Source organism: Lysinibacillus mangiferihumi (assembly GCF_003049665.1).
Lineage (GTDB): Bacteria > Bacillota > Bacilli > Bacillales_A > Planococcaceae > Lysinibacillus > Lysinibacillus mangiferihumi.
In genome coordinates this window covers 53,826-76,344 of sequence record NZ_PYWM01000011.1, presented here as the reverse complement: position 1 = coordinate 76,344, position 22,519 = coordinate 53,826, and the positions used below count along the sequence as shown (strand labels likewise).

Genomic DNA, 22,519 nt, shown 5'->3' with positions numbered 1-22,519 from the left:
ACGACTCTGTTAATTCATTATTATAATGGAATATATTTTAGTGGATTCACACTACCAACTGCTTGTCCTTGCCAAGAGCCGATATGAATTTCAAAATGCAAGTGCGGGCCAGTAGAACGACCTGTACTACCCATTGCTGCAATTTGCTGTCCTTGGTTCACTACGTCCCCTACACTAACGTTAAAGGCACTTAGATGTGCATAAACCGTTGTATAAATTTGTCCATCAATAGAGTGCGTTAAAATAACAACATTTCCGTAAGAGCTAAGTGGTGCTGCATAGGATACAACTCCGTCAGCAGCTGCCCAAATCGGTGTACCTGTTTTGTTGGCAAGGTCAACGCCATAATGGAATTCTGGACCGGCTCCAAGGTTACGCCAGCCATACGGTGATGTTAAACGACCATTTGTCGGCTTAATCCAAGTACCTTCTGATGCTGGTGCATTCACCGTAGAACCAGAGCTTGAACCCGAGTTCCCCGCAGCAGCAGCTGCTGCTGCTGCAGCTTTGCGTTTTGCCTCTTGTTGACGAGCAATTTCCGCTAAACGGTTTTGCTCGGAAATGATTTTTTGCTGTAATTCTGCACTAATTTCCAGTGCCTCTGAATACTCTTTCTCAAGTAATACTTTTTCAGACTTTAGTTTCTCTTGTTCTTTTTCTAGCTGATCAACTAATGTGTTTTTCTCTTTTTTCTGTCCATCTAATGATGCTTTTAAACCTTCTAGCTTCGCTTTCTGTTCTTCAAGCTTTTGGCGTTTGCCCTCTAAAACTTGTTTTTGCTCTTCTAAAGTTTGCTTATCTTGTTTTTGATCGCGAATAATTTGACGATCTGCCTCAAGTAATGAATTGACAGCAGAGAAGCGATCGATAAAGTCTACGAAACTATTTGAACCGAGTAGTACATCTAAGTAGCTAACTGAGCCCCCAGCTTGAATTGCCCGTGCACGATCTTGTAACAATAAATCACGCTCTTCAATTTTGCGAAGAAGTTCTTCGATAGTTCCTTCCAATGCTTTTATCTCATCATTGGTAGCATTTATTTCAGCCAATATATTTTTAATATCACTATTTGTTTTGTCGATTTCAGCGTTTAACGCTTGAATTTGATCTAATAGTTTTTGTTGCTTTTCTTTATTTGCATTAATGGCGTTTTCTTTACCACTAATAGAAGAATTCAATTGATTTTTCTTTGTTTCTACTTGATTTTTCTCTTCTTTTAAATCCGATAAACTATTTGCATACGCTGATGGAGTTTGGATAAAAAGAAGTAGTGCAGTTGTTGCCGCAAATGCTTTTATAGAGTTTTTCGCTATACTTTTCATCTAATGGACTCCCCTTCGATATTTAATTCCCATAAACTTTGCCGTTTTAAAAGCCTTTAAATTGTGGTGCAAATTTAGCTAAGTTTACGCGTCGGCAGAATCTGCTTTTGAAATCCGTGACATCTTTTTGCACCGTTTATATCCGATTTGACCCGACAAAACTAATGACTATTGCCACAAAGCAAGTTAAATTTTTAAAAACTTACGTACAGACATGAAACTTCCCCATATACCAATTAACACACCAATAAGAAGTATCAGAGCACTTACTTGGTAAACAAGTGGTGAGAAATCTAACAGTTGCACAAGCTCACCTTGTAAACGAGGTGCAATAATTTTATAAACATTGTGGTAAAGTGTTGCGACAACCGCAATCGGAATAATAGAGCCTAAAATTCCAAGCCACATACCTTCTAAAAGGAAAGGAATACGCACGAATGAATTTGTTGCCCCTACTAATTTCATAATTTCTATTTCATCACGACGAGCGATAATCGTAATACGAATCGTATTAGAGATTAAGAAAATCGCAGTGAACAATAACCCTAAAATCAGCACAAGACCCACATTACGACTAATATTTAGGAAGTTGAAAAGTTTTTCTACTTTACCTTCGCCGTACTTAACATCGTATGTATATTCATACTTATTAATTGTCTTTGCAACTTTTGCTGTTTGTTGTGGATCTGCCGCCTTTACATAAATGACATTTCGTAACGGGTTACTTTGCTCAAAAAGCTTAAAGTCATCCCCAAAATCTTTTACTAACTTTGTCAATTCATCCTCTTTTGTGGAATATGTCATTTCCGCAACATCTGGCAATTTTTTAATCTTTGCTAGTAACGCTTTTTCAGCAGCTTCATCTGCCGTTTCGTCGATTAACACTTTTATTTCTACGTCGTTCTCTAAATCAGATGCAACTTTGTTTAAGTTCATCATAATTAGTGAGAATACACCTACTAATATTAAAGTCACCGTAACTGCGCTGACAGAAGCAATTGTCATCCAGCTATTACGTCCAAGTGATTTAACGCTTTCTCGAAAATGGCGTTTTACCGTATTAAATTTCATAGCCGTAGTCACCTCCGTGCTCATCACGGACAATCATACCGCCTTCAATCGCTATAACCCGTCGTCGAATAGTGTTCACTATTTCACGGTTATGGGTTGCCATTACGATTGTTGTACCCCGTGCATTAATCTCTTCAAATAAATTCATAATCTCCCAAGATGTCTCAGGATCTAGATTTCCTGTTGGTTCATCTGCAATCACAACTTTCGGTACATTGACAATGGAACGTGCAATGGAGACACGTTGCTGCTCACCACCAGAAAGTTCATTTGGGAACATTCTTGCCTTATGTTTTAAGCCGACAAGATCTAACACTTCCATAACCCGTCGACGAATTTCTACGGGCTCCTCTTCAATTACCTCTAGAGCAAATGCTACGTTCTCATAGACGTTTAATCTTGGCAATAATTTAAAATCTTGAAAAACCACACCAAGTTGACGACGCAAAAAAGGTACCTTTTTATTTTTTAAACTGCCCAAATCAATACCATTAACAGTAATTTCACCTGAAGTTGCTTTTTCCTCGCGGTACATTAACTTGATAAATGTCGATTTACCTGCACCACTTGGACCAACAACATAGACAAACTCACCTTGCTTTATATTAACCGAAATGCCATTTGTCGCAACTACACCATTCGGGTACTTCTTTGTCACATTTTTCATTTCTATCATAATTTTTTAAACCACCTAAACCTCTTATATATGTAAGATGTATTCTTTTTTCTATTATAGCACTCAATCTAGGATTTTTTATTACAGTTTTATTTCATTCGTTGGAATATTCTCCTAGTTTATTAATATTTTTTGGAATATTTTATATAAATCTATCAAACACCAACAAAATAAAACAGGAATCGATGGAAAGTTCTAGTCGATTCCTGTTTATTGCTTCATTTGAATATACAAAAGAGCATTCAAGCTGTTTCATCTCCTTGCTTGAATGCTCCTTATTTTACATTTCTTGCTCGTCAGTCGTTGTATAACGTACTAAAACTGCTCCTGTTTTCGACTCGCCTTCAATAAATAGACGGTTGGCATCTTCCACTTCTTTATCAAAACGGACTACTTTAGATAAAAATTGATCTTGTGTCTCAATTTTCGACGCATCTTGAATACCGACATCTACTTTACCAAAATTCGTTACAATTTTACCGCTTAACGACATTGTACGTGGTACATATATTTCTACAGCACCTGCAACTGTATGTGCTTTAATTTTTGAAGATTTACTAGAGCACGTTGTCACTACAACATGTCCATTTATAGATTTTGCTTCTACTTCATCTAATGCACCATCTAAATATACGCGCCCATTCAAAGTTTCAGCTTCTAAATCTTTACCACGAACATCCGTTAGTTCGATGGAGCCATTCGATGAATCCACTTCCGCCTTCGTAAATACTAGCTTCGAGCCCTTAATTGCACCATTCAATGTTTTCAGCTTTAATTGCTCCAGCTCGATATTTTGTAAAGTTACGCCACCATTCATTAAACGGACAGATAATTTATCTAATTTTTCCTTTGGTGCAAGTACTTGTACATTTACTTGTACTAGCTTTAATTGACTTAAAATTCGTAGTGAGTCTTCTTCACTTTTCACAACAAATTGCTCCAAGAAATGATTACGTGTTTCTTCCTCACTATCATTCACTAGAGGTGCTTTGACCTTACAGATAATTTGGAAAGTATCACCTTCACACGGTTCTAATGAAAAATTACCATTCGGTAGCTCAACCATAATATTTTCTATATGCGCTGCTGCAAGTTCTTCGGTATGAGTAAATTCAAACTTATCTCCAAATGGTGAAGAGACATCGAATTCTTTTACTTTTTTTACTGCCGTATTCATCATATCCATAAAGAGTGAGCCAATTTGTGTTAAATCCTTACGAAAATCATGGATTTCATCTTGGAAATGCTTTGTGAAATCTGCCTCTTTCTTTTTTTGTTCTTCTTTAAAGATTGGTTCTTTTTCTGCTGAGGATTGCTGATCCGTATTCGACGTATCGTTCATACTGCTATCAGTGGACTTGCTAGGTTGCTCTAATGCTTCTAATAATGTAATCGCCTCTTGCGCTGAAATAGTTCCTTTTTCCACAAGTTCTAAAATTCGTTGACGTTCATTTTGCATAATGGTATAGCCTCCCACAGATTGTTATATTTATTTATACGTCTCCATATGTGAAAAGTTTCACTGAAAAAAGAAAAAGCATGCACTGTCATACAGTAAAAAAGTTTTCATGCCTGCTATCTAGATGTTTTTTTGATACTGAAATTTAAAAAATCTGCTACATTTCCAGAGTGAAAATAAGACTTATGCTAGATGTGCCAAATGCTTTAGCGTGCGAGGTCTTAAATCTCACCCTCGGAAACAGAGCAGATTTTTATAATTTTTTTCTTTTTGCTGTTTGTAAAAAATTTATTTTGTTGCTTCTGTTAAAGCCGTTTCCATACGTTGTCGATCACGTATTAAAATCGGTTTTAAATATTTACCCGTATAAGAGCCAGCCACTTCCATTACTTCTTCTGGTGTACCAGTTGCAACAATGGTACCTCCTTTGTCGCCACCTTCTGGTCCTAGGTCAATAATGTAATCCGCTGTTTTAATAACATCTAAATTATGCTCAATAACAAGCACCGAATCCCCATTTTCTACAAGTCGTTGTAAAACAATTAGTAAACGCGCAATATCATCTGCATGTAAGCCCGTCGTTGGCTCATCTAAAATATAAAATGACTTACCTGTTGAGCGACGATGTAATTCAGATGCCAATTTGACACGTTGCGCCTCACCACCCGACAGTGTTGTGGCAGGTTGACCTAATTTCATATACCCTAAGCCAACATCAACTATTGTTTGTAATTTACGTTGGATTTTAGGAATATTTTCGAAAAACACGACTGCATTTTCAATTGTCATATCTAAAATATCGGCAATACTTTTATCTTTATATTTTACTTCAAGTGTTTCACGGTTGTAACGTTTGCCATGGCAAACCTCACATGGCACATAGACATCTGGTAGGAAATGCATTTCAATTTTAATAATCCCGTCACCCCGACATGCTTCACAACGGCCACCTTTAACGTTAAAGCTAAAACGTCCTTTTTTATAACCACGTACTTTCGCTTCATTTGTTGTGGCAAACACATCGCGAATATCGTCAAAGACACCCGTATACGTTGCAGGATTGGAGCGAGGGGTTCTTCCTATTGGCGATTGGTCAATATCGATAACCTTTTCCAATTCATCGATTCCTGATACTTCTTTATGTGCGCCTGGCTTTACCTTTGAACGATTGAGTTTTTGGGCTAATGATTTATATAAAATTTCATTAATTAGTGTTGATTTACCTGATCCAGATACACCTGTTACTGCTACAAATAAACCTAATGGCACATCTACTTTGACGTTCTGCAGATTGTTTTCCTTTGCCCCCACTATAGATAATTTACGCCCATTTGGTTTACGACGCTCTACTGGTAGTGGTATGAACTTCTTGCCACTTAAATATTGGCCTGTTAACGACTGTGGATTATCCATGACTTCCTGTGGCGTACCTGCTGCTACAATTTGACCACCATGTACACCGGCGCCCGGTCCAACATCAATCAGATAATCTGCCGCTAGCATTGTGTCTTCATCATGCTCGACAACAATCAGTGTATTGCCGATATCTCGCATATTTTGTAGCGTACTAATAAGACGGTCATTGTCTCGCTGATGTAGTCCAATGGATGGTTCATCTAAAATATAGAGTACACCTGTTAAGCGAGAGCCAATTTGTGTTGCCAAACGAATTCGCTGTGCTTCTCCACCTGAAAGTGTTCCAGCTGCACGATTTAATGTTAAATAATCTAACCCTACATTCACTAGGAAGCCAAGTCGTTCCTCGATTTCACGCAATACGAGTCTCGCAATTTGCATATCCTTTTCAGATAAATCGAGCTCTTTGAAAAACGTATCTGCCTCCTGAATCGAATACTCTGTTACTTGTCCAATATGTTGATCGCCAATTTTCACAGCTAATGTTTCGGGCTTTAATCGGTAACCTTTACAAGATGGACAAGCTTGCTGTGCCATATATTTCTCCATTTGCTCTCGTACATAATCAGAAGTTGTTTCTTTAAAACGGCGCTCTACATTACGCACGACACCTTCGAATTCAATCATCTGATCTCGTACATTGCCAAATTCATTTTCATAATAGAAGCGAATTTTATCTTTACCAGAACCATATAAAATCTTATCCATCTTTTCTTTAGGTAAATCTTTGACAGGTACGTCCATCGGAATCGCGTAATGGTCACATACTGCCTTTAATAGTTGTGGATAATATTGTGAGCTGGTAGGCTCCCATGGTGCAATGGCGTGCTCTAATAATGACCGTTCCCAATCTGGCACGATTAGTTCTAAATCAACCTCCTGCGTTGTTCCTAACCCATCACAGCTTGTACATGCTCCAAACGGACTGTTAAATGAAAACATACGAGGCTCTAACTCCCCTATTGAAAAACCACATAATGGGCAGGCATGATGTTCACTAAATAATAATTCTTCATGTTCCATGACATCAACAAGAACGCGTCCTTCAGCTAAACGAAGGGCTGTTTCTAACGAATCACTAAGACGAGCTGCAATGCCCTCTTTAACAACAACACGATCGACTACAACTTCTATCGAATGCTTTTTATTTTTATCAAGATCAATCGCATCATCTAAATCGCGTAATTCACCATCAATCCGTACGCGTACAAAGCCTTGCTTTTTCAAGTCTTCTAGTAACTTGACATGCGTCCCTTTACGACCTGAAATCATCGGTGCCAGTAATTGCATTTTCGTACGTTCTGGATAAACTAATAAACGATCCACCATTTGCTCAATCGTTTGCGATGTAATTTCTATACCATGATTTGGACATATTGGCTTCCCAATACGAGCGAATAGCAAACGTAAATAATCATAGATTTCCGTAACGGTTCCAACTGTTGAGCGTGGATTACGGCTTGTCGTTTTCTGATCGATTGAAATGGCAGGCGATAGCCCCTCAATTGCATCTACATCTGGTTTATCCATTTGGCCGAGAAATTGGCGCGCATAGGCAGATAGCGATTCTACATAACGACGCTGCCCCTCGGCATAAATCGTATCAAACGCTAAGGAAGACTTCCCAGAACCCGATAAACCTGTTAACACGACTAATTGATCACGTGGAATTGTGACATTTATATTTTTTAAATTATGTGCTCGTGCGCCTTGCACGACGATTTCTGTATTTTTCACAAGCCAATCACCCTTCTGCTTTCAATTCAAATATTGTATCTCGTAGTTCAGCTGCTCGTTCGAAATCAAGCGCTTTAGCCGCTTCCTTCATCTCTACTTCAAGAGATGCCAACAATTTCTCTTTTTCTGCCTTCGTCAACTTCTTGCCTTTCGTTGCCTTTGTTACATAAGATTCCTCTTCCTCTGCCACTTGTGTCGCACGAATAACATCCGGAATCTTTTTGACAATTGTTTTCGGTGTAATGCCATGTTCCTCATTGTAGGCCATTTGAATTGAACGACGACGTTTCGTTTCCTCAATTGCTTTGCTCATTGAATCTGTCATGTTATCTGCGTACATGATAACATGTCCATTTGCATTACGTGCCGCACGACCAATTGTTTGAATAAGCGAACGTTCCGAACGTAAAAAGCCTTCCTTATCCGCATCTAAAATCGCCACGAGCGATACTTCTGGAATATCTAAACCTTCACGCAATAAATTAATGCCGATGAGTACATCATATGTACCTTTACGAAGCTCACGAATAATTTCAATCCGCTCTAATGTCTTAATCTCTGAATGTAAGTATTCCACTTTTAAGCCCATTTCCTTCAAATAAGCAGATAAATCTTCCGACATTTTTTTCGTCAATGTTGTAACGAGCACACGTTCATTGCGCGCAATACGGTCATGAATTTCGTCAATGAGATTATCGATTTGCCCTTCAATCGGACGCACGTCAATTAATGGATCAAGTAACCCGGTCGGACGAATAATTTGTTGCACCATTTCCGGCGTATGTTCAAGTTCATATGGGCCAGGCGTTGCTGATACATAAATGGCTTGATGAATGTGTCGTTCAAACTCCTCGAAACGCAAAGGACGATTGTCTAGTGCAGATGGCAAACGGAATCCATGCTCCACTAGTACCCCTTTTCGTGCTTGGTCCCCGTTATACATCCCCCGTACCTGCGGTAATGTCACGTGACTCTCATCGACAATAAGCAAAAAGTCTTCCGGGAAGTAGTCGAGTAATGTATATGGTGTTGCACCAGCTTCACGCAATGTTAAATGGCGTGAGTAGTTTTCAATACCTGAACAAAAGCCCATTTCACGCATCATTTCTAAATCATAGCGCGTGCGCTGCTCTAAACGCTGTGCTTCCAATAGCTTATCTTCTGCTCGCAATAACGCAAGACGTTGTTCTAATTCTTGTTCAATATTGTCAATCGCTTTCAGCATTTTTTCTTCGCGTGTAACGAAGTGGGAGGCTGGGAAAATTGCTACATGGTCACGATCCGCCAATATTTCTCCTGTTAACGCATCGACTTCTCGAATGCGATCAATCTCATCTCCGAAAAATTCCACACGAACGCAATGTTCATCACGAGAGGCTGGGAAAATTTCGACAACGTCACCTCGCACACGGAACGTTCCGCGTGTAAAACTAATATCATTACGTTCATATTGCACATCTACTAGTTTTCGAAGCAACTGATTGCGTTCAATCTCCATACCTGTTCGAATCGATACAACCAATTCGCGATATTCTTCAGGAGAACCTAAACCATATATACAAGACACTGAAGCAATAATGATGACATCATCACGTTCGAAAAGAGCCGATGTCGCTGAGTGACGCAGCTTGTCGATCTCATCATTAATGCTTGAATCTTTTTCGATATACGTATCTGTTTGTGGAACATACGCTTCAGGCTGAAAGTAATCATAATAACTCACAAAGTATTCAACCGCATTATTTGGGAAGAACTCTTTGAACTCACTATATAATTGACCCGCTAGTGTTTTATTGTGGGCCATAATCAGCGTTGGTTTTTTTACTTGCTGAATAACATTAGAAATCGTAAATGTTTTGCCCGTTCCTGTTGCACCAAGCAAAGTTTGATGTCGTTTCCCTTCACGTACACCCTCCACTAATTCCGCTATCGCCTGTGGCTGATCCCCGTTAGGCTGATATGGCGCCTGTAAATCAAATGTTTGCACGCATGTTCCCGTCCTTTCCTTCCAATTTGTACATTTATTTTAGCATAGCAGTACTAAAATATCGAACATTTAACGAACGAATGTTTGTTATTTTTCTCAATTTTGAACTTCTCACTTTATTACAACTCATTTATTATTTGTCGTTACTCGTCACTCATACTAACGCTATCATTCATTTCTCTAGAAGCTAAACACTTTAGCTCCTTGTATCCATGATTAGGTAGGATTTATCCTATTCGAAAACATACGGATAGATAAATCTTCACTGATGAATTTATTGCATGTTTTCTAAACAATTTTTCGAAGATAACCTGTGGTCATCATACTTAGTAACATAACGATACATTGGCTATAGATATGGCATAACCAACGTTCCACTTTCATGTCTTTTATTTGATGAAGTTTTAAATGGGACTTCCATGTTTTGAAACGAAGTTCAATCTGCCAGCGAATACGGTATAACTGCGTTATTTTTTCGGCAGAAATTGTCCGCGGCAAATTCGTTAAGTAAATCGTTAATCCCGAAAGCGAAGCAACATGTTCCTTTGGAATAGAGCGAGATTTTTTGATAACTTCTCAATCTCTTTTTAAAATTTTTTTCTTCTTGTTTTCAAATACAAATTGTGTTAATTGTACATAAAAACCTCCTCTAAGTTTTCGTTTTTATACTAACTTAGAAGAGGTATTTATTGAAAATAATTTAATTTAGCTTAAGTACACGGCTATGAGGCGGTTACTCCTGCGGGAACGCACACACCGTAAGACGCTGGCATTCCGCGCTTAGCGAGGGTTGCGGCTTACGGTGCTGAGCGGAAAGCACCGCTGTAGCGGACAACAACGGCATAGCAAAAAAGTGTTAGGTTGATTGGGTTCAATCTAACAGTTTTTCTCTTTTGTCCCAGCTTCCTCTGCATCTAATACCTATAGAGTTTAATAAAAACTAATTAGACTAATAGTGACTTTGTGGAAACTAACTTTTTAAAGTCTACACCATCAATTTTGTTAATATTAACCAATAGCTCTGAATAATTATTATAAGTCTCACGTTTAACTAATACTAAGTCATGTACAGAATTATTTGGTTGGGAAGTAATCGTAAAGAGCAAATCATCAATAATAAGTTTTAGATAAAAGGCTATCACATCATAAATCTCATCCAAAAATCTTCATCCATACTTGCTTGGTGGGCTAATATATTTCTTAATCTGTAGGCCCTAAGAAAATCGCTATGTACTTGTTTCTTTAATTTATCTAAGTATTTCTCAAACCATAGTTTTGTCCCTCTTAAAGTTAAATATTTGTTAATAAGACCTATATAGCGTTGTTCAAAAGTTTTATCCTTATAAATTTCATCGGCTTGTGCTTTATTTGTAGCCATAAACTTTATAAAATAATGTAATTTCACCTCGTCTTTAGAAGCATCCACCGATTCTTCACCAAATACTTTTATTACTTCTTTTATCAAAAGCATATTTTGTTCACTGCTCTGTTTAAGAATTTCTCTTGTTCGCCATGCTAAACTCTTTAAATAAAAATGATAAATGTATGGAGTAGCATGTTCTAAAATATTTTGTCTTTTATTAAAAGACTCTGTTACAAATAAAAACTCTAAAAGACTCCACATAGCAACTAGCACTGTTTCTTTAGGAGAATCTTGAATTACTCGACACCACTGTAATAATTGATTTAAACCTTGATATCTATTATTCATTTTCGAACTTAAATTAATTTTAATATATCTCTCATTGTTGGAAATTTGTAAGCCATGATTATGACTCTCAATATGTGGCTTCATATTGATATGATTTCCATGAACCAAACTTTCTTAAAAGAGTAGAAAGAATAAAAGAATTAGGGAAGAAAAATAAAAGGGAATTCGATTGTTTTTTGCCTCTTAAACTCCCAGAAGGATACGATTCTTTGTTTACTCATAAAGGCGGTAAAATCACGTTTCATAAGAATCCAGAAGTTTTAGGTACAAATTTTATAGAAGAGAATACTATTGACGAGCGACATCATCAAGGATTATGTGAATTTTTTAAAACAGATAAACATATAGCAAAAATAAGGCTTGAATCTACTGATGAAGTTGCTGCAATAAACTTAGCAAGAGAAGAACTTATATCTACTACAAAACTCTTTACTTTAGAGAATAAGCATAAGCAATATTATCCAGGAAATTTATCAAATGCAATAGTATATGATTTTAGTAGAATCTGTAATAAAGACTCCCTTACCCCAGTTAAATAAATATTGTTTATTGTGTCCCTCATAAATTAATTCACTTATTAATAGTTCCGTTAAATCATCTACTATTTCAAACGAAAGACTAGACTTACCTAATTCATCTTTAAGATAATTAGAATAGATCTTTGGAATGTCAACATTCTCCAATTTGTTATATAGAGTAGTTATGATAGTATAGGGTAAATTTAGTTGTTTATGTTTATCTGATCCGCTTTTTAATTCCTTGAAAGTTTGCTTATTTGATAAAAACCTTTCTAGTCTTGACTTTACTAAATTAAAATCTTCCAAATAAGTTCTCTTTAATACGATATTATTATTCAAGGCTTCAATTACTTCTTCTAATATTTCAAAAACATTGTGTTCATATAACGTTTGGTCTTTAAAATAATTTATAACTCTTAAAGATTCCTTTAATACAGAACGAATTGATGGTTTTAACAATTTCCTATAGTGTAAATGCGTATTCTCTAATAATTCCCCCAACGATGGATAAAATAAATCTGATGGTTAGAAAGTACTGGATCATAGCCCTCATTTTTGAAATACTTATACATTTAATTTCCCCTTTCTAAATTTTAAAGTTGCAATTTAAACTTGAATTGCATATAATTTAGATATATTAATTACACTAGATACGGGGTTGGAGATACTTTGCGATTTTATCCTAGAAATGCAAAGTGGATCTGACCCTTTAATTTATTTTATCATACATTCAGAAAACCAAACTTCCTATCGAGTAAAATATATCCATGATTAAAGGCACATTAATTCATCTTAATGTGCCTATATAATATCGAATTTATTTAAGTAGGTTATCTAATATTTTCCCAGTAAGAATGAATTCTTTTCTTTGCTTTACCATCATTTATGATACGGTTCAGCGTATCATAAGTGAGGTTTCCTTATATTCATTTATTAGTTAAACTGGAAGTTATCAATTACTTTGCTGGTTTGAATTTGTTAAGAAATTCTTGTGTATGATCAGCCACAATTCCATATGGATTATCCAATTGAAATAACTATGTTGACACTCTCGTAGATTTACTTATTTAAATACGATAAGTTCCTAGGAGTATGGGATAATATTTAACTGAATGTTTTCAAAATTAATTACTAATCGCTTGGTGAGGATTCCCAAAATGATATACATAAATATCTTCTAATTTTGGAGGTACATTTATTGCGTCTAGGTGAGGTTTTTGTGTTGCGACTATTCGTAATTCAATAGATGTTCCTTGTTGATGTACATTACTAATAATAAATGTATCCATTAGTGACAATGCTTTTTGTTCTTGTAATGTTACGGTCCAAACTTGACCTTCCATCTTATCTAGAAAGTGAGCAGGCGTAGCGTGTTCAATTAACTCTCCTTTTCGTAGTAAAAGTACTTGATCAGCCACAGATTCTATATCTGAAACAATATGTGTAGATAATATAATGATTTTATTTTTAGCCATTTTAGACAAAATTCCTCTTAAACGTATGCGCTCACTTGGATCTAAGCCTGCTGTCGGCTCATCTAATATTAAAATATGTGGATCATTTAGTAATGCCTGTGCAATGCCTATTCTACGTTTCATACCACCTGAAAAGCCCTTTAGCTTTTTATCTTTTGACTCGATAAGACCTACTAATTGTAATAATTCATCGACACGTTGTTTAGCTAAGCTTTTAGAAAGCCCTTTTAGGTTAGCTACATATAATAAAAATTGATACGCTGTAAAATGAGGATAACCATTAAAATCTTGCGGTAAATAGCCTAGTATATCTCGATATTGACTCTTTAATATAGAAATATTGCGTCCCTCATAATTTATCATGCCTGAAGTTGGCGCAAGAACATCTACTAAAATACGCATAAATGTAGACTTACCAGCTCCATTTGGTCCAAGTAAGCCATAAATACCTGGTGTGAATTCAAAATTGATATTTTTAAGAGCAAGGAAATTTTTATACTGATGTGTAACTTGTTCGACTGTTAGTTTCATAATTCATTTCTCCTTGATTGAAAAGTAAGCGTTAGGATAATTGTGATCATCATAAGGAAGCCATACCAGGCTATAAAAGCTTGAACCTCGCTGTTTAATAGCGTTTCTCCCCGCACTAAATAGGAAAAGAATCCTTTATCAAATAATCCATTTAATGAAAATATGGATGTCTCAAAGTTTGTTCTAAAAATATAGGTACAGCCAAAAAGAAAAGCGCAAAGTGTAACAGTTGCTGCATGTGAAGATAACAGAATACACAAACAGGCTGCAAATATCGCAAATAATTCACTACCGATAAAGACGGTGACAATCTGCATCATGTATGTTGCATTAAGCATTCCATACTCAGGCTCTACAAATAATAGTAATCCAGCTAGTTGTAAAGCCATTAGTAGGCTCACTATTATTGCTGTAAACATCATCGTTACAAAAAAACGAGTCGCTAACAATCGACGCTTCCCATGCTTTGTTGTCAATACAACCTCTTTTATATGCTGCTCGCTATCTAAGCTAAATAACTTAGTATTAACAAATAAAATAATCATTCCTAACGATAATGAGCCTAATACAGACCAATAAGAAAAAAAACGCTCTACTATGCGTTGCTCTCCTGAAGTACTTACAAAGTACATCAACAAAATCCATATAGACGCAATTAGACTAAAAACTACACTCATCCAAACTGGATTTAGTAATTTTTTTAACTCCCACCTAATCATTAATGAATGACTCCTTTACAAGAATATTCGCGAGAATTAACAGTATCGTAACAACCATTAAGCCTACCAATAACTGTGAAAAACTAAATAATCGTAAGGCTTCGAAATTTAACAGGCTATTTATGCTAAAATCAACGACAATGTTAACATATTCACTTATTTTCATTTGCCCAATGAAACTCATAACATATTTATCCAATAATTCAACGAGTAAAAAAGCCCCTCCACCAATGAGCATTATAAAAACACTTCTGTGTACAAACCGGGCTACTAAAAAAAGACAGGCTGCAAAAGTAAATATGCTAAATAATAAAACTAGATATTCCATCAGTAATACTTGCCAAACTACCCATTGCCCATCAAGGTAAATATATGTCGAATTCACAGCGACAAAATCTAAGTCCAAATAATCGAAACCATAGTTAAGATAACTCAATATGCCAATAAGTAAGAAAAAAAAACTAATGACTACTACACAACAACTAAATAAGGCAAGAAGTTTGACGGAAATTAATATCTTCCTCCCGTACTTATAAGTAGCCGTCAATTCTAACATTTTTAATTCATATTCGACTGATAATATTCGTGCGACCATCACAATAATCGGAAATAGTATGAAAAGGTACCCTACATTAGGTATAAAGTCGATCATTGTTTTTGAAAATCGATAAGGTGCTTCATCCTCCGATAAATAGAAAGCTTTTTGAGCTATAATAAGCATGAATGTACATATAGCTAAAACAATATAAATTTCTTTTTGTACAATTAATTTTTTCCATTCTAATAAAACTAATCGGCTAATCATATACAATTCGCTCCAATCGCCAGGTTCTTACAAGTAGATTCCATAAGAGAATTAATAATATGCAATTGAATAACACATAAAAACTAATGTGAATACCTAGTAACCATTCGCCTACAGGGGTATACATAACTAACAGAGCAAAAAACACCCAAGCAAGCACAAGTACCCCCCAAATAGACTGCTTTCGGTAATAGATTTGAAAAATTAGTAATATTAGTCCCCAAGTTAAAATAGGTGTTATACCTGTTATAAGCAATCGAAAAATTGACTGTAGTAAGTCCTCTTGAAGTGAAAATATCAAATAAATAGCTAAAAACGTATAATTAATAAACGCTATACTGCAAACAGCTACTATTTTGGCGCATAGCAATTGCTGAAATGTAAATTTATAAGTTAATAACAGTTCTACCATTTCTTCATCATAATCCTCTAACATTCGCCACCCCATAAGCACCAAAGGTAATGGCGTTGTTACTAAAAATAAAAGCTTGTTATCTAAAGAATCAGGTATAATAAAGTACAGTCCAAATAAGAATAAAATTAATATACATAGTATCGCTTTTTGATATTGCCAAATTTCCATCATGGCCTGCTTAAATAACTGTTTAAAAATCGTTTTTGGATTTTGTTCAGAAACCGGTACAAAGGCTCTTATTGTTGCAGCAACACTTTCCTTATGCTGCTGATTTATTGGAATGTGAGCATATTGTTCTAAAACATGTAACAATCTTTCGTCTTCTTTTTTCCCCAATTACTATTCCTCCCCAATGTATTTTCTTAGCTTTTGTAATGCTTGAAATAACCTCGATTTGACGCCTGGTAATGTACTTCCTGTAATTTTTGCGATTTCTTTTGATTTAAAGCCGTGATAATATTTCAAAATCACCACATCACGCTGTTTAACTGGCAGTTGATTTAATAGTTCCTCTATAAATGCCTGATCTACCACCTTATTACTAAAATCTGTCATCACAACATTTTCTTCTTTAGTTTTAAAGTAATTAGATTCATGCTTATTCTTTTTAAACACATTCATTGTTTGATTGTGCGCAATCTTATATAACCAGGCTCTAAAATGTCCTTGTTCTTTATATGTATGGATTGATTTCATTACGGTAATAAAAACCTCTTGCGTTAAATCCATCGAATCCTCTGTTGAACAGCCCATTCGTACAATATAACGAAATATTTCATCATAGTATAGGTGAACTAATTCATCGATAGCTACCTGATTGCCTTGTAAAATTTGCTGAATTATTTGTGCATCTTCTTGCATGAGTAACCTCCAATATCTATATAACAATCAAAATGACAAAAAGGATTTAAAAAATTAGAAATTTATAGACACTCTACATAGTAGCTCAAAAACGATTGTTTTTGAGACATTTTCATTAGGCGACTTTTTTCACTTTATTTAGTCTAAATGATGTTTCACAACTTTGCTCAAAATCTATGTTTCATAAAGCTCCCTTTGTGATATATATTTGTAATATCGAAAGGGTGAAAATTGTGACTTCCTATATTTATGGGTACGCTCGAGTGAGTACGCGACAGCAAGAATTGAATCGACAGCTAGACTTATTAAAACAATACAATTGTCACGAGATTTTAACAGAAAAAATATCTGGAACGAAAGCAGATCGTCCGGAGTTGAATCGGCTGAAGGATAAATTGCGACCAGGAGATATGGTGGTGGTAGAAAGCTTCTCCCGATTAGGTAGAAGTACGAAGGATTTAATTGAATTAGTTGCTTATTTTGAAGAAAGGGAAATCAAGCTACTTAGCATTAAAGAAAACTTTGATACCTCCACACCACAAGGGAAATTAATGATGACTGTATTTCAAGCATTCAGTCAATTTGAACGTGATTTAATTGTCCAGCGAACGAAGGAAGGTTTAATTAGTGCTAGAGCAAGAGGCCGTCAAGGTGGTCGTCCGAAAGTAAATGAAAGAGGGCTGAAAAAGGCACTTAACTTGTATAAATCTGAACAATATAGCGTCAATGAAATTGTTGAAATGACTGGAATAAGTCGCGCTACCATTTATCGCTATTTAAAACAAAAGCAGCCCGACATTTAAAGTTGGGCATGCTCCTGTTTTGTTTCCATTTTTCCTTAACGTTGTAAATCCGCATTTTTCTGACGGGACCCCATATATGAATAAAAAGCTGTATAAACAATATTCAAAGGAAAATCCAAGAAATGTCGGATTAACAGCATTTCTTGGATTTCGGTCTCTCCAAACTTTCATTTGGGAACGTTATTAGATTTAGTTATATATACGTTATAAATCCTTATTGCACTAGAGTACTTCGTCGAAGATTACCATACGTCCCATTGATCATTTTCCTTATTATTACATTATATGTTATAATCCACTAAATGGAGGGGTATTTTTGACAAAGTTAATTGGATTAAGTTCTATTCTATTTTCAGGTATCATATTATCCGGATGTTCAGATATAATAGAAAATCCCGATATTGAAATTGCTCTTAAACGAGAAACTGGAAACGGAAGTATTGAATTATTAAAACCAACCATTACAACAAAAGAAAATCAATTAGAATTTATGACTGAGGGAATTGATGAAAATAAAGTGACCTTTATTTACGTTGCAAATAAAAAAGTATTTGAACAAAAAATAAAAAATGGTGAATCCTACAAACTTAACATTATGGATATCGAAGATGCTCATAGGACGGACTACAAGCCAAAAGTTCAACTTCTTCAAACTCTAGATGATACTGAAGATGGAGATATAGCTACCTTCAAACAAGTTAGATATAAAGTTGAAAAAGATTAATTTTACTTATTGAACTAACCTGCTTACGTTCGTATTATAAGGTCAGCCAGAGAAATCTGGTTGACTATTTTTTATTCAATTTATAGATTGATAGTAGCCAGGGTAGAAAGGGTAGAAAGGACCTGCTCGTGGGACTAGATTCCGACAACTAACATGTTCACCCTCTACTTGTTAACACATACTTAGGCTGGTTAGTTGAATAAAAAAAGCTCCCAAAGCGTCGTTTGGTTATAGTTCATAACAGTTTGTAATTCAAAAAGCTGGTACTATTGCTTAAAAAGCACAATTTATCTTTAAGAATTGCGCCCGATTGTTGAGAATCATTTTTTACTGATGCCCTGGTAGCTATAGTTATAAATCATTGCAAATAATGTATTAATAATAAAAATACCAGTACTAGCTAATTATTTTCACACCTTTTATATTTACAATTATTGTATAATTAGGAGAGGAATTGATAAATAAAATTACGGAGGAACTTATGAAGACTCACTATTATTTAGGATGGTTCAACAACTTTTTCCCGGAAAAGCTGGGAAAAGTGTTACACAAAGATATTAATACTAGAAAATCACTTGTAATGATTAGTTCGAATCCATCAATCTATGAAGATGTTGGTGATACTGAACGTTCGTGGTTCAATCAGGCTAACATTATTTTTGATGAATATCATTTAATTAATTATCGCGTCAAGAAGGAAGATGCCCAATTATTAATTCAAAATGCCTCTGTTATTTTCTTGTTGGGTGGTAATACTGTAAAACAAAATGAGTTTTTAATAGAATACGAATTGTCTGAAATAATAAAAAAAAGCAAAGCTGTTGTAATGGGCGCAAGCGCTGGTGCAACCAATATGTCTGCTAAATGGTTATGCTCGAAAAATTTTGGCTATGACGTTGAAGAAAGCTCTGTTTACGAAGGAATTGGCCTTGATGATTTTTCCGTCCTGTCTCATTTTGATCTTGAAAATAATATGTCAATGGTTCAAAACGAACTATCGGCCTTATCCAAAGAAATTAACATTTATGCATCCAACAAAGATTGTGCTGTTCGTGTAAAGGGAAACAAAATTGACATTTTCGGCAATGTGTATTTAATTTCAAATTCCATAAAGCAAAAATTGGAAGAGACGCTCTAGTTATAGTTTTCTAAACAACGTCATTTATTTTTGAGTGGTAAATAACACCTATTGATTAAACTGTACTTTAAGTACAGTTCATTTTTGGATTTAATTCTTTTTTAGCAATTCCTACCACTTTTGAAATTGAGAAAAACAAAAACCCTCTTCAAGAGTCGCGCCCGATTGCTGAAGATCATGATTTAGTACTGCATATCTATTTAAATTGCCATGCTACTTGAACGATTAATAAAATTAGGATGGTAGTTACTAACCCTTTAGCAATTTTTAAAGGTATTTTTGAAACGATTTTTAATGCAACTTGTGTACCAATGATAGATCCCGTAGCCAAAGCAATTGCATAATCCCATTGTAAAAAACCCGTTTGATAAAAAATGATAAATGCCCCGAAACAGCTACCGAAATTTAACACTCTGCTCATTTGTGTTGCCTTTACATAAGTATTTTTAGATTTTAAAAAGTATAAAATACTGAATGTTGATGACCCAGGACCAAATCCACCATCATACATCCCAATAAAGAATGACATCACTTTAGAAGAACGATTATTATTAAGGTTTGTATTATTTGCTTGTAGTTCGCTATACCCTTTCTTACTTTTAATAGATACAATAAATGTAAATATGAGCAAACAAATTGCAATTAGATTTAGCCATTTCTCTGGAAGAATTGACGCAACTAGCGCACCAAAGCCTCCTCCGATAATCGAAGAAATAATGTAGGATTTCATTATTTTCATATTCAACTCTTTTGTCTTTAGAAGAACAAATAAACTAGATAATGATGCGATTCCTGAAGAAAATTTATTTGTTGCGATACTAAAATGAATAGGAATTCCAAGTAGTAGCATTGCAGGTAACGTAATTAAGCCCCCGCCTCCTGCAAGTGTCCCTATAAATGAACCTAACATGCCAATGCAAATAATGATACTGAGAAACGAGATGTTTGTTGTAGCATTAATTTGTAATAATAGAAAAACTCCACCTGCAAATATCATTGAAAGATTAATCAATGTTCTCATTATTTTTCCCTCAACTTTTTATACAAACCATACAACGCTATTATCAATAAATCTAATATATAATTAAGTAATATTCATAAATAATATTTATACAAGGGGGATTTTCATGAATCTACACGCTTTAAGAATATTTAAAACGGTAGCTGAATTTGAAAATGTAACAAAGGCCGCAGAGTATCTATGTTTGAGTCAGCCAGCTGTAACGATACAAATTCGCCATTTAGAAAAAGAGCTTGATGTGACATTGATCCAATCGAAAGGTAGAGGAATTCAATTAACGAAAGTAGGACGCATTCTTGCAATAGAGGCGGAAAACCTTTTTTCATTAGAAACCTCGATAGAAACAAAAATCGCGAATATAAAAAAACAAGCAGCTGAAACAATTGTCATCGCGTCGACCTATTTACCAGCTACAGCTATACTTCCACCATTCATTTCGAAGTATAAAGATGAAAATGAGCATATTCAATTTGTACTTCAAGCAGGAAACACGAAAGACATGATTCATAATTTGCTAAATTATAAGGCAGATATAGGAATTATTGTTACTGAAAATATAGATGAGTCTAATATAGTAAGTAAACATTGGAAAGATATTGAGTTTTATTTCGTTACTCACCCAAAGCATAAATTAGCAAATAAAGAGGTCACTTTAGATGAGCTTGTTCAATACTCATTTGTTATGAGAGAAGAAGGGAGTTCAACAAGAAAACTTTTTCAATCCATTTGTCATACTCAAAGTGTGCCATTTCCTAAAATAGGATTAGTTTTTAATGGATTAACGGAATCGGTTCAAGCAGTTCTTTCAGGTTATGGTATTACTTTATCTCCATCTATTGCTGTTGAAAGGTATTTAGATACTAATCAACTGCAGAGGATTTATGTGAAAAACATAGAAATTATACGCCCTGTACATGTATGCACTCGATTAAACATGCAGCCAAATACTAGTTCTGAATTGTTTTTAGATTTTCTTTTTAAAAAATAAATAATAAGTTATCAAACCGCCGTTTGGTAACTTTTCATAAAAGAATGTTATTCAACAATATGGCCCTTTAATGAAAACGAGCGCTGATTCTTGTTACAGAATTGCGCCCGATTATGGCATAAGGATATCTCTTCTTAAACTAAAGCACCCTTCGTATTATAAGGTCAGCCAGAGAAATCTGGTTGACTATTTTTTATTCAATTTATAGATTGATAGTATCCAGGGTAGAAAGGGTAGAAAGGACCTGCTCGTGGGACTAGATTCCGACAACTAACATGTTCACCCTCTACTTGTTAACACATACTTAGGCTGGTTAGTTGAATAAAAAAAGCACCCAAAGCGTCGTTTGGTTATATATCTAAAATAATTGTTATTCAATAATCTGGCCCTTTAATGAAAACAAGCGCTGATCCTTGTTACAGAATCGCGCCCGATTGTTGAACGTAGTTACAACTTTATGGCGTTTTACCGTATGGAATTACACTGTCGATTTTCCCTGTTTTAGAAAACAGCTTGTTGTACGAGTAAGAGATTTTATATTCTTTATATTTATCTAACTCTAAACTTTGTAGTAAATCTTCGCTGATTTTTAATTTTCGGCTTTCGACTTCTAAGACTATATAGTTTTGTCCGTCTTCTTCTACTATTTGCTCTTCTGTGATTTCTTGAGTTGTAATAACGTCCACTTGGCTGAACATATAAGTAAAACTTAGCACAAATATAACTAATAATGCGATAAATGCTGTTTTATATACTTGTAGTTGAGTCATTTTACCACCTCCCTCTATAAATATTGATATATCAACGGTTTGACCCGTTTTTAAAGTGGTGAAAATATTTTTTTACCACTCCTTTAATTTGTTTGATAAAAAGTGATTAAGCAAACATAAACAGCCTAACTATTAATCAGCGAAAATATCCTGTCTTAACGAGCCGTCCTGCTTACCTTGCTGAGCTAAAGTTAATAAAATATTGGCTAATTTGCTTCGTGCAATAATTCCCTCTTTTAATCATACAGAATTGAACGAAAATTTTAAACATTTCAACCAAACTAAAAAAACTCTTTGTATAAAACACCATTTCTTTGTTTATCGTTATGAATCTGCAGAAATCTGACTAGACTCCGTATTCCACAATCTGGC

At 35.1% G+C, this 22,519-nt stretch carries 19 protein-coding genes and 1 pseudogene; 5 read left to right on the top strand and 15 right to left on the bottom strand.

All coding sequences use genetic code 11. The features are described from left to right. Window positions 1-20: 20 nt before the first annotated feature. The 8 genes from C9J37_RS12170 to C9J37_RS12130 all read right to left on the bottom strand — a co-directional run bounded on the left by C9J37_RS12170 (window position 21) and on the right by C9J37_RS12130 (window position 11,463). Entirely contained in the window at window positions 21-1,322 is a 1,302-nt protein-coding gene (locus tag C9J37_RS12170) for a murein hydrolase activator EnvC family protein (RefSeq protein ID WP_107895562.1), read from the bottom strand. 186 nt (window positions 1,323-1,508) lie between these two features. After that, window positions 1,509-2,393, bottom strand: coding sequence for a permease-like cell division protein FtsX (ftsX, locus tag C9J37_RS12165; protein WP_025218659.1), 885 nt, complete (start codon window positions 2,391-2,393; stop codon window positions 1,509-1,511). After that, the gene (gene ftsE / locus C9J37_RS12160) at window positions 2,383-3,069 is read right to left on the bottom strand and encodes a cell division ATP-binding protein FtsE (protein WP_069510615.1); all 687 of its coding nucleotides are present in this window, start codon (window positions 3,067-3,069) and stop codon (window positions 2,383-2,385) included. Before ftsE ends, ftsX begins: the two co-directional genes overlap by 11 nt. A 280-nt stretch (window positions 3,070-3,349) precedes the next feature. Then, window positions 3,350-4,528: a DUF4097 family beta strand repeat-containing protein gene (locus tag C9J37_RS12155; RefSeq protein ID WP_024362498.1), complete on the bottom strand. Its 1,179-nt coding sequence runs from the start codon at window positions 4,526-4,528 to the stop codon at window positions 3,350-3,352. 288 nt (window positions 4,529-4,816) lie between these two features. Beyond that, a complete protein-coding gene (uvrA, locus tag C9J37_RS12150) occupies window positions 4,817-7,681 on the bottom strand; it encodes an excinuclease ABC subunit UvrA (RefSeq protein ID WP_024362497.1) in 2,865 nt (954 codons plus the stop codon). Between the two features lie 7 nt (window positions 7,682-7,688). Beyond that, on the bottom strand, window positions 7,689-9,668 hold the full coding sequence (gene uvrB / locus C9J37_RS12145; RefSeq protein WP_107895561.1) for an excinuclease ABC subunit UvrB: 1,980 nt from the start codon (window positions 9,666-9,668) through the stop codon (window positions 7,689-7,691). 288 nt (window positions 9,669-9,956) lie between these two features. Further along, on the bottom strand, window positions 9,957-10,166 hold the full coding sequence (locus C9J37_RS29670) for a transposase (protein WP_167397305.1): 210 nt from the start codon (window positions 10,164-10,166) through the stop codon (window positions 9,957-9,959). 640 nt (window positions 10,167-10,806) lie between these two features. Next, window positions 10,807-11,463 carry a hypothetical protein gene (locus C9J37_RS12130; protein ID WP_107895558.1) on the bottom strand — a complete coding sequence of 219 codons (657 nt, stop codon included), beginning with the start codon at window positions 11,461-11,463 and terminating at the stop codon, window positions 10,807-10,809. A 125-nt stretch (window positions 11,464-11,588) separates the two neighbouring features. On the opposite strand from C9J37_RS12130, the gene C9J37_RS12125 reads away from it, so the two are divergent. Then, complete coding sequence (locus tag C9J37_RS12125; protein WP_107895557.1) at window positions 11,589-11,918, top strand: hypothetical protein; 330 nt, start codon at window positions 11,589-11,591, stop codon at window positions 11,916-11,918. 1,103 nt (window positions 11,919-13,021) lie between these two features. On the opposite strand, the gene C9J37_RS12115 is transcribed toward C9J37_RS12125, so the two are convergent. Genes C9J37_RS12115 through C9J37_RS12095 form a run of 5 tightly spaced genes read right to left on the bottom strand, consistent with a single transcriptional unit; the run spans window position 13,022 to window position 16,703 of the window. Then, the gene (locus C9J37_RS12115; RefSeq protein WP_107895555.1) at window positions 13,022-13,903 is read right to left on the bottom strand and encodes an ABC transporter ATP-binding protein; all 882 of its coding nucleotides are present in this window, start codon (window positions 13,901-13,903) and stop codon (window positions 13,022-13,024) included. Beyond that, window positions 13,900-14,622, bottom strand: coding sequence for a hypothetical protein (locus C9J37_RS12110; RefSeq protein WP_107895554.1), 723 nt, complete (start codon window positions 14,620-14,622; stop codon window positions 13,900-13,902). The genes C9J37_RS12115 and C9J37_RS12110 overlap by 4 nt, the downstream gene beginning before the upstream one ends. Further along, entirely contained in the window at window positions 14,615-15,427 is an 813-nt protein-coding gene (locus C9J37_RS12105) for a hypothetical protein (RefSeq protein WP_107895553.1), read from the bottom strand. The genes C9J37_RS12110 and C9J37_RS12105 overlap by 8 nt, the downstream gene beginning before the upstream one ends. Beyond that, complete coding sequence (locus tag C9J37_RS12100; RefSeq protein WP_107895552.1) at window positions 15,420-16,178, bottom strand: hypothetical protein; 759 nt, start codon at window positions 16,176-16,178, stop codon at window positions 15,420-15,422. The genes C9J37_RS12105 and C9J37_RS12100 overlap by 8 nt, the downstream gene beginning before the upstream one ends. Before the next feature lie 3 nt (window positions 16,179-16,181). Continuing rightward, window positions 16,182-16,703 (bottom strand): RNA polymerase sigma factor, encoded by a 522-nt coding sequence (locus C9J37_RS12095; protein ID WP_107895551.1) that lies wholly within the window; start codon window positions 16,701-16,703, stop codon window positions 16,182-16,184. A 233-nt stretch (window positions 16,704-16,936) separates the two neighbouring features. On the opposite strand from C9J37_RS12095, the pseudogene C9J37_RS12090 reads away from it, so the two are divergent. The 3 genes and pseudogenes from C9J37_RS12090 to C9J37_RS12080 form a co-directional block, all read left to right on the top strand. Further along, window positions 16,937-17,494, top strand: a pseudogene (locus C9J37_RS12090) (recombinase family protein); the annotation flags it as partial. A 328-nt stretch (window positions 17,495-17,822) separates the two neighbouring features. Next, window positions 17,823-18,230, top strand: a complete 408-nt coding sequence (locus tag C9J37_RS12085) for a hypothetical protein (protein ID WP_107895549.1) — start codon at window positions 17,823-17,825, stop codon at window positions 18,228-18,230. Window positions 18,231-18,711: 481 nt separating this feature from the next. Next, entirely contained in the window at window positions 18,712-19,368 is a 657-nt protein-coding gene (locus tag C9J37_RS12080) for a Type 1 glutamine amidotransferase-like domain-containing protein (protein ID WP_201262164.1), read from the top strand. Between the two features lie 196 nt (window positions 19,369-19,564). On the opposite strand, the gene C9J37_RS12075 is transcribed toward C9J37_RS12080, so the two are convergent. After that, on the bottom strand, window positions 19,565-20,389 hold the full coding sequence (locus C9J37_RS12075) for a sulfite exporter TauE/SafE family protein (protein WP_235617098.1): 825 nt from the start codon (window positions 20,387-20,389) through the stop codon (window positions 19,565-19,567). Between the two features lie 106 nt (window positions 20,390-20,495). Here C9J37_RS12075 and C9J37_RS12070 point away from each other — a divergent pair, with 106 nt between their 5' ends. Next, window positions 20,496-21,377, top strand: a complete 882-nt coding sequence (locus C9J37_RS12070) for a LysR family transcriptional regulator (protein WP_107895548.1) — start codon at window positions 20,496-20,498, stop codon at window positions 21,375-21,377. A gap of 455 nt (window positions 21,378-21,832) precedes the next feature. Here the strand turns inward: C9J37_RS12070 and C9J37_RS12065 are convergent, their stop codons facing one another. Beyond that, complete coding sequence (locus C9J37_RS12065) at window positions 21,833-22,147, bottom strand: hypothetical protein (RefSeq protein ID WP_107895547.1); 315 nt, start codon at window positions 22,145-22,147, stop codon at window positions 21,833-21,835. Window positions 22,148-22,519: the final 372 nt, after the last annotated feature.